The sequence below is a fragment of the Prevotella sp. AM34-19LB genome, from assembly GCF_003468525.1.
Classification (GTDB): Bacteria; Bacteroidota; Bacteroidia; order Bacteroidales; family Bacteroidaceae; genus Prevotella.
Map to the genome: position 1 here is coordinate 57,491 of NZ_QSIG01000015.1, position 12,218 is coordinate 69,708.

5 protein-coding genes and 2 pseudogenes are annotated in these 12,218 nt (G+C 44.9%); 3 read left to right on the forward strand and 4 right to left on the reverse strand.

Features of this window, described 5'->3' with window-relative positions:
* Positions 1-66 precede the first annotated feature (66 nt).
* A complete protein-coding gene (locus DW830_RS06500) occupies positions 67-1,185 on the reverse strand; it encodes a glycoside hydrolase family 43 protein (protein ID WP_119249332.1) in 1,119 nt (372 codons plus the stop codon).
* A gap of 411 nt (positions 1,186-1,596) precedes the next feature.
* On the opposite strand from DW830_RS06500, the gene DW830_RS06505 reads away from it, so the two are divergent.
* Together DW830_RS06505 and DW830_RS06510 are read left to right on the forward strand one after the other, a co-directional pair.
* Positions 1,597-2,949: an ATP-binding protein gene (locus tag DW830_RS06505; protein WP_119249333.1), complete on the forward strand. Its 1,353-nt coding sequence runs from the start codon at positions 1,597-1,599 to the stop codon at positions 2,947-2,949.
* Positions 2,950-3,296: 347 nt separating this feature from the next.
* Positions 3,297-4,145: an Rpn family recombination-promoting nuclease/putative transposase gene (locus DW830_RS06510; RefSeq protein WP_119249334.1), complete on the forward strand. Its 849-nt coding sequence runs from the start codon at positions 3,297-3,299 to the stop codon at positions 4,143-4,145.
* Between the two features lie 106 nt (positions 4,146-4,251).
* On the opposite strand, the gene DW830_RS06515 is transcribed toward DW830_RS06510, so the two are convergent.
* The 3 genes and pseudogenes from DW830_RS06515 to DW830_RS06525 form a co-directional block, all read right to left on the reverse strand.
* Positions 4,252-6,480: a family 78 glycoside hydrolase catalytic domain gene (locus DW830_RS06515; protein WP_119249335.1), complete on the reverse strand. Its 2,229-nt coding sequence runs from the start codon at positions 6,478-6,480 to the stop codon at positions 4,252-4,254.
* Between the two features lie 115 nt (positions 6,481-6,595).
* Positions 6,596-8,602: a RagB/SusD family nutrient uptake outer membrane protein gene (locus DW830_RS06520; protein ID WP_119249336.1), complete on the reverse strand. Its 2,007-nt coding sequence runs from the start codon at positions 8,600-8,602 to the stop codon at positions 6,596-6,598.
* An 18-nt stretch (positions 8,603-8,620) separates the two neighbouring features.
* Positions 8,621-11,910: pseudogene (locus tag DW830_RS06525) on the reverse strand (SusC/RagA family TonB-linked outer membrane protein).
* A 172-nt stretch (positions 11,911-12,082) separates the two neighbouring features.
* Between DW830_RS06525 and DW830_RS06530 the strand changes: the two are divergent.
* A pseudogene (locus DW830_RS06530) lies at positions 12,083-12,218 on the forward strand (IS1380 family transposase); the annotation flags it as partial.

Here is a 12,218-nt window from a genome sequence, read left to right on the forward strand (position 1 = left end):
TTATCATTTCATGCTGCAAATGTAATTAAAATAATTTAGAAACGAGCAGAGCGACCGTGTTTTTTATCATTTTTTCAACACTGGAGCACCATTTTCCCAGGAAATAGGCACCCAGAGATGACGACTGTCGCGCAAATGTTTCGGATTCCACATATCTGCCATAAATACATAGTCGGCGCCATGGAACATCTTCTTCTGTGCTGCAGTTTCCACCTTATATATATAGGTACCCTGTGCACCGAAGGTCTTGTCGGCACCCTCGCCACGGCAAGGATTAGGCAACTGCTCCCAAGGGCCGAAGATATTCTTAGCCTTGAACATGCGAGCTGCATTGGGAGCCCAACCGGTACATCCGCTGGTAATCATCCAGTAGGTGCCATCCTGCTTGAAAATGGTTGGAGCCTCGTTCTGTCCGCCGGCAGCTACTCGTACGTAGCAACCGTTGTGCTGCATGTAGTCATCTGTCAACTGTGCAATCTGGAGTGTCAGGTTTTCCTCAGAAGAATAGATGTGGTAAGCCTTGCCATCATCATCGATATAGATGGTCATGTCTCTCGCCATCTGTCCACCCTGGAAGTCTCTCATCCAGAACATGCCCCGCTCTATCTGAACGCGCCAAGCTGGAGTCCACCACTTTTTCAGTTCCGGGAAGAGGAGCTGATGCTTGAGGTCGGTGGTATCCGGTTTTGAGAATCCGATAGGATAGATTCCAGGATTCACTCTTCCTGAGCGAACGAACTTGAATGGTCCGAAAGGAGTATCGCTGGTTGCCACACCATAACGGGCAGCAGCATATCCCTTTCCCTTCAATTCGAGATGGAACCACATGACGAACTTCCTGGTCTTCTGATTGTAGAGAACCTTAGGGCGCTCGATGATGCAACCACCCTCGATGTCGCTGCCAGGTTCATCAGATACAGGGAGCACCAATCCATGGTTGGTCCATTTCTTGAGATCCTTGGAAGTAAAGCAGCTTACGCCGAGAGAGCTGTAAGGCTTGCCATTCTCCGAGCGGCTTTCGCCATACCAATAATAGGTACCCTTGTAGTTGAAGATGTTGCCGCCGTGCGCATTGATATGCTTGCCGGTATTGTCCTTCCACACACCTCCGTCCATCGGAGCCTGCGCTAGAGTTGGGAGACAGGACATCATCCACAACACTATAAATGTGAATAGTTTATTCATTTTGCTGATGTTATTATTAAGTTAGTGAAACGCTAATTGTTTATTTCGGTTACAAAATTAGGAAAAAAGCCCCTTTTAGGGGGCTAATATTCGGTATAAAAGGGATACAAATCGAGAAAATGCAGGAAAAACAAACGCAACCCATCGATTTTTCACACATTTCCACGACTAATAAATATCTTCCCTATTCACTATTCTGCGCGAAATGACTTTTTTACCCTACTTCGCGCAAAATAGTGACTCATTATTTTGCGCAAAACGATATTTTTAGTATCTTTGCAGCCGAGATAATCTTGTTTTCGTGTAATTTTCATCAAACAATAACCTTGTTTTCGTGTAATTTTCACCAAACAATAATCTCGTTTTCGTGTAAGGAATGTATTTATCAAACCTATTTTAGAGAAGTTTATAATGAAAAGGAAAATATACGATAAGCTTGTCGAGTGGAAGCAACAAAGGAAAGGTGAAACCGCATTGATGGTGGAAGGAGCCAGACGTGTAGGAAAAAGCTATATGGTGGAAGAATTTGCCAAGAAGGAATATCGCAGCTATATTCTTATCGACTTCAACAGAGTCGGGGAAGATGTCAAACACCTATTCGACATTTATCTCGACAATCTAGACATGCTCTTTATGCACCTGAGCATTTACAGTGGCAAAAAGCTATATCCTAGAGAATCACTCATCATCTTTGATGAAGTACAATTCTGTCCACGTGCACGTACAGCCATCAAATATTTGGTTGCAGACGGCAGATATGATTATATAGAGACAGGTTCATTAATCTCTATTCGAAGGAATACAGAAAACATTCTGATTCCTTCCGAAGAAGAAACCATCTATATGTATCCTATGGACTTCGAGGAATTCTTATGGGCAAATGGTGACGACATGATGATGGATTTCATCAGAAACCAATTTGCCAACAAACAACCTTTAGGACAAGCCTTGCATCGAAAGGTCATGGATTACTTTAGGCTATACTTGATTGTTGGTGGTATGCCACAAGCTGTCCAGAAATATATAGACACGCATAGTTTCGAAGACACAGACAGAGTAAAAAGGCAAATACTCACCTTATACCGCAACAGTATTTACGACTATGCAGGCAACTATGCAGAAAAGGTAGTAAGCATCTTTGACCAGATTCCTTCACAGCTCCAAAAGCATGAGAAAAAGTTCAAGTTGGCAGATTTAAGCAAGGATGCTAGAATGCGTGATTACGACAGTGCTTTTCTGTGGCTAAAAGATGCCATGATTATCAATACGTGTTACAACACGACAGAACCGAGTATCGGACTTAATCTAAAAAGAGAAGACTCAACTCTGAAATGCTATATGGCAGACACAGGATTGCTTATCAGTCACGCTTTTGACGAACGAGGCATCATATCCGAAGAGTTATATCAAAAGATACTGAAGGACAAACTCGAAATGAACTCAGGTATGCTCATTGAAAACATTGTTGCTCAGATGCTCAAAGCCTCAGGTCATCATCTGTTTTTCTACTCTAACAACGACAGAGAAGACAAAGATTCTAGGATGGAGATCGATTTTCTCATTGCCAAAAGCAAGACCACATCTCGGCACAACATATCTCCTATAGAAGTAAAATCCACAGTAAGGTACACCACGACCTCGCTGACTAAATGTATAAAAAAATACGATAAGTATTTAGCGACTCCATACGTTATTCATGCAGCAGATCTGAAAATAGAAAATGGTATCGAGTATTTACCTTTATATATGGTTCCATTACTATAACGCACCGAGTCTTCACTATGGAAGACTTGTTCAAATACCTATTAATTGATATTATTAGTCGTGGAAATCTATTGTTTTTTCGCACATTTCCACGATTAATAAATTATTTATTTGTATCTTTGCTACACAACAAACAATTAATATACAGAAAGATATGATAGTAGAACGGGGAAAAGGAAAAGGGGTAATGGAAGCCCTCTGGAGATTTTGCTTTCCGGGGTAACATTTAAGAAAATCTGTCGTAATCTCAATAAAAAAGCGAGATTACGACAGATTTTTCGTTAAAAAGTTGCCGTAATCTCATATTTTTTGTAACTTTGCGGTAGATAATTATAAAACAGGTGGTTATGAAGTACTTAGATCCTAAGGCAGACCTCACGTTCAAGAAGATATTCGGCAATCATCCCGCAAGACTGATCAGCCTTCTGAACGCACTCCTGCCACTCAGCGACGAGGAGCAGATACAAGAAATCAAGTATCTGCCTACAGAACTTGTGCCCCAGCTCGAAGGGGGCAAGAACACCATTGTGGATGTACTCTGTACCGATGCCAGAGGCAGGAAGTTCTGCGTGGAAATGCAGATGGAATGGTCTGATGCTTTCCAGCAGCGAGTACTGTTCAATGCATCCAAGCTCTATGTGAGCCAGGCTAAAAAGGGAGGAAAATACAGTGAACTCCAACCCGTATATTCCCTGAATCTTGTGAATGATATCTTTGCGCATGATACTCCAGATTTCATCCACAACTACCGCATCGTGCATGACAAGGACAGCAATAAGGTCATCGAAGGCTTGCATTTCACCTTCATAGAACTCCCGAAGTTCACTCCACATACCATTACCGACAAGCGCATGATGGTCTTGTGGCTCCGTTTCCTCACGGAAATCAATTCCAATACAAAGGAAGTTCCTGCTGACCTGCTTAATGACCCGGAAATAGGAAAAGCCGTAGAGGAACTGGAGATTTCCGGTTTCACAGATGCCGAACTCTGGGCCTACGACAAATTCTGGGATTCCGTAAGCGTTGAAAGAACCCTCATAGATGACAGCTACCAGAAAGGTAAGGTAGAAGGTATGAGCCAACAAAGTCTTGAGATTGCCAGAAAGATGCTGGAAAAGGGGATGGATGGTGCGACCGTGATGGATATAACGGGACTGTCGGCAGAGCAGATACAGCTGTTGAAAGCAGAGATGTAAATTACAGATATCGCAATAAAGAAAGGGTCTATATGCCACGATAACAGGTGGCATATAGACCCTTGAAATGTTACTTACAACATGTGAAAAGATACAAATTGTGAAACTACAGCATTCTTAGCTGAATATGCCAACACCCTTTCTCCAAAGAGAATTCCATAGTCCCTTGACCCATGGCCTTGCCGTTAACTACTATTCGGGAATATGGCTCGGGCATACGGAAGATAGCCCGGGATCCATTGGGCACCTCCAATACAATCTCACACAGTTTCTCGCTCTTATCAACTCGCAATCGAATCTCACGATTACCGCTCAAAGGAACAACTGTGCTAAGATGATTCAGATGTCCCAAATGAGGACAGACCGTGAATTCTCCAAATCCTGGGGTACGAGAAGCAATACCAGCCAGATACTGGCTCATAATAGTAAGCGGTCCGCCACTCCAAGCATGATTATAAGAACCACCACCAAAACCTTCTCCACCAATGCCCCATCCTTCCCAAAGGGTCGTCAAAGGACTTTCTACCATCGCTGCATAACGACGTTTCATTCTACGGATAGCATCTTGATAATAGCCCATTTCACACAAAGCTTGCAACACATACTTTTCCATATACGGACTGGCGTGTTCGTACTTGTCAAAGAAAGGACGTATTACCGGATAGAGCGACTTAGGCAATGTGCCTGAGACTACCGCCAAAGCCTGCGCCCTATCGTCTGGTTCACCCTTATAAGCAGGCGAGACATAATACGAGCCATTCCAAAACTTCTGATGAAAGACCACCTTGAGCCTGTCCGCAGTTCGTTTAGCCCATTCAGCCTCAGCCTTTTCTCCTACCAGCATCGCCATCTGCTCATAGCCTTGTAAAGCGATGGCATACCATTGGTTGAACAAAAGAATCATATCTTTATTGTCTCCCCAATCACCCCAGGTCCATCCTCCCTTGCGAGGTATAACCAGACCCTCCTTGTCCGTTTGCCACACATGGATATACTTTCTCACTTTTGGGAACACATACTCTATCGTCGCCTTGTCTGCCGACCCCATATAATAATTCCAAAATCCATAATATCCAACGCTCGCCAACATTTGCATCGGCAATTCCGAATCATAATTGCCAGCAGGAACAGGCGAAAAGATCGTACTGTCCGAGCGTTGCCAATCCATCAATTCATAAATACCTTTTCTTGTCAGCAAATGCGCTTTCTCATCCAAGGCATAAAATGCCTCTCCCGATTCATTGACGACATCTCCCCACCACTGCGCTCTTTCTCTATCAGGGCAATCCATATAGGTGTCACGCATCGTCAAATAAAGGGTACGTTGAGATTTCTCCCACAAACGGTTCAACATGGGATCATCGCAAGAGAACAAACCGGCAAAACTTGTGTCATACCCCGTTTCCCGAAAGCCTACCTCCTTGATATGGACCCCTTTCTCAAACTGATAGAACACTTGGTGTCCGTTCATCCAACCTAAACATTCAAAGCTCTGATTTCCATCCTTGGTCTTATACTCTGCAAAAACATTGTTTGCAGATCCTCCCTGATAATTATCGGTAAGAATCCGAACACGCAGTCCCCTTGGGGCTTCTACCTTCAAATAAGGCATCACCTGCGCATTATATGGCAGATAAGCCACCAAAGTAGTATCATTCTTCATTTCTGTATGCATGTATGACTTCAACCCGAAGTCTCGCCAAAGAGGAATCGGACGCTCTACAAGTCGATTCCATCCCGCACAATCTAAAGAAACCTTTCTTGCCTTATCCCAAGACCTATCGTTAAAAGATGCCTCGGTGAAAGGAATATCTCTTGCCGCATCAAAACCGACATTAGACTCTGGCAATCGATAATTAGGGTTAGGACCCTGTGGCAAGTAAAAGGCAGGATGCTTCTTCACTCTCCAGTCACGTCTTGGGACAATCGGTCTGCCATTCACCTGCAAAGCGAAAGTCATACCAGGTGTAGGACTGTTACGATGGCTAAAGCCATCCTTACCAAAATACCACACCAAAACCGCGATGGTATTTTTACCCCTTCTCAGAGCAGGAAGCGAACGGATGACATCACAATAGGTATCGTTAGGGTTAGGTCCTCTTTTCAAGCCACCTTCACGAACCTGAATTTCACCGTTCACCCATAGCCAATACTTGGAGTCTGCAGCAATCGACAGACACACGTCTTGGGGATTATCAGAAATTTCTATCACATTGTGAAAGCAAAGCCAACTGCCTGGTTCCACTTTCTGCTTGGCATCAAGGGTAAAGACCTGCGCCCATCCCACAAGACAACTCACAAGCATAACAAACAATATAACAAATCTTTTATTCATGGTCTCCGAAACTAAACACTACAAAAAACAAAAAGTGGGTAACAGAAAACTGACTGTTACCCACCATCTTATATATGCGAAATCACTTTAACAAACATGATAACAACAGAGCAGATTACTTCTCTGCTGACTGACCTGCTGATGTTGGCCAATATGGATTCTGATACAATGGACTCTTCTCTACAGAAGAATAATCACTTGCTGTAAGCAGGAACTGCTTGATAGGAAGTGGCTGCAGATAGTGAGCCATGTGCCAGGTGAAACCATCCTTGTAGCTGTTGGTAGCTGTCATATTCACCTCCAATGGACGATAGTACTCGCTCAAAGAAGAGCTTGATACGTTGGCATTAGAAGAGCCATCGGCATTCAGGTTGTTATACCAGCTCTGCATTGGAGTATTCCAGAGATGAATACCCTCCATGTGAGCAGGAGTTGTCATCAACTGATCGTATGAACGCCAGCGCTGCAAATCCATACCACGAAGACCTTCTGAAATCAACTCGCAGCGACGCTCGCGGCGGATGTTGTAGAGAGTCTTGTCGGTAAGCTGCTTACCTGCAGAGTAAGAACCCCAGTCGGCAGTTTCCTTGCTCATCTCAGTAGCATCGATGGTAACCTGTGGGTTAACAGCATCACCCGTAAAGCCGGCAGCCTTACGAACGGTCTTCCAATACTCCAGAACCTTGCCAGAAAGACTATGGTTCAACATATACTCAGCCTCCATATAGTTCAGCAGCGCCTCGGTAGCACGGAAGATTTCAGCTGCATTGTAGCAGTTACCATTACCCGTATTAGCCTTATCAAAGGTACCACCCTTACGGATGGCATAACCTGTAGAATAGTCATTCTCGGCATTACGTGTAGTAATGGTTGGATATGGCTCGTCGATGACATAGTGATCCTCAGAAGCAGACATATTCTTGAATACATTCTTCTGTCCAGGAACCTTCAGGAAAATGGTGAGACGAGGGTCACGATTGGTAGCAACATCGGCAATCGTCTGGTCGCTATAAGTATAGGCTGAATTATAGATAGGCTTACCATCCTTCATCACATAGCCCTCTACCATAGAGCGGGTGAGACCTACGCCAAAGTCACCATGCTGGACACCAACCTCCACATTATTGACTACACCCAACTCCTTGCTATACTGGCGCCAAAGGATAACCTCAGGTGTACCCGACATATCTGTAGTACCCCAGATATTGAAGTAAGGGTTCTGAGGATCACCTTCCTTCTGAGGAATAGTACCGGTGTTCACCATCAACTGATCCTTATACTTGTCAGCTACCATTTCGGCAGCCTTGGCACTCTCCTGCAGGAAATACTTAGCCTCAGCATCAACAGAACCTGTAGGATACTGATAGTTGGCATTATACTCCTTAGCCTTGCCTGGCCATCCCTCGCCGTTAGGAACGAAAGCTGTGCCGGCAAAATAAGTCAGCCAAGAACCCTCGTAGAGAGCTACACGGCTCTTGAACAGGCGGGCTGCATCTGGAGAGATACGGGTATGGTTCTTGTCAAAACCATCCTGCATCAGCGAGATAGCCTTGTCCAGGTCTTCCATGATGAAACGAGCCACCTCGTTGCAAGGCTGACGCTTGTTGGCAGCCACCAGGATTTCCTCATTGTCAGGGAATGCCTCGGTTACAATAGGAAGGTCGCCCCACTTCTGCAACATATCGAAGTAGCAATATGCTCTCATGAAGTAGATCTCACCGATATACTGGTTGATGATAGCCTCACTACCAGAGATCTTACCAGCCTTCTGAGCCTCGAGGATAGAATTGAGCTGATAGTTGATGTTGCGGATATTATTCCAAGACCAGTTGCCGTTATCATTGGCTGTTTTCCAAAGTCCTGTGGCAAACTTGCTATCACCATACCAGTTGATCTGGTTGTCGGTATTCACATCGCCGGCATAAAGACCGTAGCTCCAGTTGGCGTGTCCTGGCAAGACATCACCATAGAACTGATCGGCAGCAGCTTTCACCTTTGCCTCTGAAGTAAAGAATCCATCAGAAGGTAAGCTTGATGGTGGCTCCTGCTCCAGATAATCACTACAAGAAGAGAAGGATGCAGCAAGTGCCAATGACATAAGTGCTATATGTTTGAATTTCATATTAATATCTCCTTTTAATTATAATGTAACGTTAACACCGAAAGAGAAAGTGCGAGAAAGAGGATAACCATTACCATAAGCGGTATCGATGGTCTCTGGGTCGAACTGACTTGGAAGATCGGTGATAGTGAACAAATTCTCTGCTGAAACGAAGAAGCGGACATTGCCCAAACCTGCCTTAGAAACCAAGCTCTGTGGCAAGGTATAGCCAATCTGAAGGTTCTTCATACGCAAATAAGCTGCATTGAGCAAATAGCGTGTCTGGGTATGGATGTTCTTCTCGCTGTACTGTGGACGTGGCAGATAGGCATTCAGATTCTCTGATTCGTAGCCATTCTTGACAGACCATGTTTCAGAATCGCGGAAGTAGTCCTGAACGCCGGTAATACCTGCAGCCCACCATACACCAGAGTCGGTAGCTCCAAACAGATATTCTCTCGCACCCCATGAACCATTCACATTATAATCACGCTTCATGACACCCTGCATGAATGCACGGAAGTCAAATCCCTTCCAGCTGGCGGTGAGATCAAGACCGAAGAGATAACGAGGAGTATTGTTACCGATAACCTTCAGGTCGCCATGGTCTGCCAATGTATTGCTGCCATTGGAGATCTTACCGTCGCCATCCAGATCCTTGTACATGATATCACCAGCAGCCCACTTGTCGCCAAGCTGGCTCTGTCCACCATTTGGCAAGGTAGCCAGATGCTGGTTCATCTCATCATTAGTCTTGGCAATTCCGATGGTTTCATAACCCCAGATTTCGCCTACCTTGCGGTTCTCGATATAGCTAGACAAAGAACCTGTAGGGTTGTTTGGATAACGGGTTACCTTAGCCTGAGCATCAGAAACATTGAATGTTACACCATAGTTCAAGCCATTCTCCAGATGATCGCGCCAGCCAATCTGCAACTCCCAACCTGTGGTACGGAGGTCGGTATTGTTGGTCTTCGGAACAGCAGTTCCCAAAAGTGCAGGCAACTCAGGAGCAGGACCTACCATGTCCTTGGTATTACGTACATAGTAATCGAAGGAACCAGTCAGGCGGTTGTTGAAAGCACCCCAGTCGAGACCGACATCATAGCTTTCTACCTTTTCCCAACCCAAGGCTGCAGAAACCAGACCTGGAGCTGCAGTAATGTTGGGCTTCTTACCCCCCTGGAGCCAGGTACCTGATACTGATTTATAATCTACTGTAGAATAGGTCTGATACCAGTTATCAATATTCTGGTTACCCAAAGAACCATAAGATGCACGGAGCTTCAAGGTATTTACAGTATTCTCCAATGGCTTCCAGAAGTTTTCGTGAGCGATGTTCCAACCCAAAGAGAAAGATGGGAAGGTCTTCCACATATTGTTTCTACGGAACTTGGAAGTACCGTCATGACGGATATTGAACTCGAAAAGATACTTCTCGTCATAGTTGTAGTTCAAGCGGCCGAAGAAGCCGGCTGTCTGCCACTGGTTGCGTCCACCATTCACGGAAGGAACGATTTCCTTGCCTTCGTAGCTCAAGCCATTGGTCAGATCCACCTCCAGACGAGACTCATCCAAGACACCATCACGCTGCAGACCGAATCGGTCTTTCTCAACTGCTCTGCCTGGAAACCACCCATTACGTGGAAGTTATGCTTCTTAGCCAGAGAGAAGTTGTACTCGGTGTAAGCCTGGAAGTTATAGTAGTTCTCCTTATATTCATCCTCATGAACATTGGAGCCCTTGTCGTAAACGATAGGATTGCCGGCAACATCATGGTTGTAGAGCATCTTCTTGTCCCAGTGGCGTGCAGTATTCTCTGAACGATAGGTGAAGTCGATATGAGTTCTCCAGTTCTTGATAGGCTCAATCAACAGGTTCACCTGCTGGTTCAGAATGTCACGCTCCTTGGTATCCTTACCTGCTGTAGCCAGACCGAGGGCAGGAGAAGGTGCAGAATAATAGTAACCGTTGCGATCCTGCAAAGGCAATACTGGCCAACCCTGACGTGCCAAGTCCTGATACAGACTGTTGGTCAAAGTAGCAGGGCGCTGGAAATCGGTACGGGTCCAGCGGGTAGAGTAATCCAGATGCAGCCAATCAGTAATCTGCGCACCAATCTTAGCTGCCGTATTGTAACGGTCGTTCTTATCCTTATCCAGCTTCATGAAACCACCATTGTGCAGGTAGTTGAAAGAAGCATAGAAATTAAACTTATCATTACCGCCGCTTACACTTGCGTTATGCTCCTGAGAGAAGGCAGTGCTCTTATACAAGGCATCATACCAATCTACATCATCTACACCAAAGCCGTAACCATCATTCCATGTTGTGCCGTTGCTGGAATCGATACCGTAGAGCAGGTTACCATTGGCATCCTTTCGGGTACCAGGACCTACAGGAGTGGCATTGTGATAAGCCACGATCTTATCCATACGTTCCTGATCGAAGAACACACCACTACCACCATTGGTATGAGCATCGTTTACCCATGCTGCATAGTCAACAGAGTTCATCATGTGCTTGCCACGAATCATTCCGCTGAAACGGAAGCTGTTGTTATAGTTGACTGTAACCTTACCCGACTTACCTTTCTTGGTAGTAACCAAGATTACACCGAAAGGTGCACGGGAACCATAGATAGAAGATGCAGCAGCATCCTTCAATACAGATACACTTTCGATATCCTGTGGGTTGATGGTATTCAAATCACCCTCAGAACCATCAATCAAGATCAATGGAGTACCCTTGGAACCCTCACCAATGGTAGTAGTACCACGTACATTTACATTAGGAGTAGCATCCATAGAACCAGACGAGCTGGAAATCTGCAAACCAGGAACCAGACCCTGCAATGCCTGGGTAGCATTGGCAACAGGACGGGAAGCAATCTCCTTGCTGTCGATTACAGAGACAGCACCAGTGAGGTTTACCTTCTTCTGAGTACCGAAACCTACGACAACTACTTCACTCAAAGCCTGATTGTCGTCTTCCAAAGTAACGTTCAACGGACCATTACCAGCTTTTACCGTCATGGTCTTATAACCTATATAAGACACTTCGACCATAGCACCTGGAGCTGCACTGAGCGAGAAGTTACCATCAAGATCGGTAACAGTACCCGTCTTGGAACCCTTAACCTTTACGGTAGCACCGATTACCGGCTCACCAGAAGGATCAAGAACCTGACCTTTAACGACACCCGACTGCTGAACAACCTGAGCTGTAGAAGCTGCCATGATAGATTGTGGAGGCAAAGCAACGCCAGTTGCCAAAGCTGCCAAAGCCATCAATCTTCTAGACGATGTTATTAGCTTAAGATTTTCCATTTTAAGTTGTATTTTAATTTGTTAGTTTATATTACCTTAATTCCGCAACACTATAATTTAACTTTATTTATAAGTTCCTGAGCAACAAAAAGTTGCCCAGGATTTTGCCGTGTCAGATTTTTCACTTATCTTAGTGTTGCAATTAGAAAACAAGCGAAAATCGTAACAAGACATGGCAAAGGTACAAATAAAATCTGAGAAACTCACACCTTTTGGAGGAATTTTTTCAATCATGGAGAAATTTGACTCCATGCTTTCACCCGTTATCGACTCAACACTGGGTCAGAGATGCAGCAGTATCATCGGAT

Bases quoted from the DNA above. Each gene is read 5' to 3' on its own strand.
- DW830_RS06500 (WP_119249332.1), bottom strand. From the start codon at position 1,185: ATGAATAAACTATTCACATTTATAGTGTTGTGGATGATGTCCTGTCTC.
- DW830_RS06505 (WP_119249333.1), top strand. From the start codon at position 1,597: ATGAAAAGGAAAATATACGATAAGCTTGTCGAGTGGAAGCAACAAAGG.
- DW830_RS06515 (WP_119249335.1), bottom strand. From the start codon at position 6,480: ATGAATAAAAGATTTGTTATATTGTTTGTTATGCTTGTGAGTTGTCTT.
- DW830_RS06510 (WP_119249334.1), top strand. From the start codon at position 3,297: ATGAAGTACTTAGATCCTAAGGCAGACCTCACGTTCAAGAAGATATTC.
- DW830_RS06520 (WP_119249336.1), bottom strand. From the start codon at position 8,602: ATGAAATTCAAACATATAGCACTTATGTCATTGGCACTTGCTGCATCC.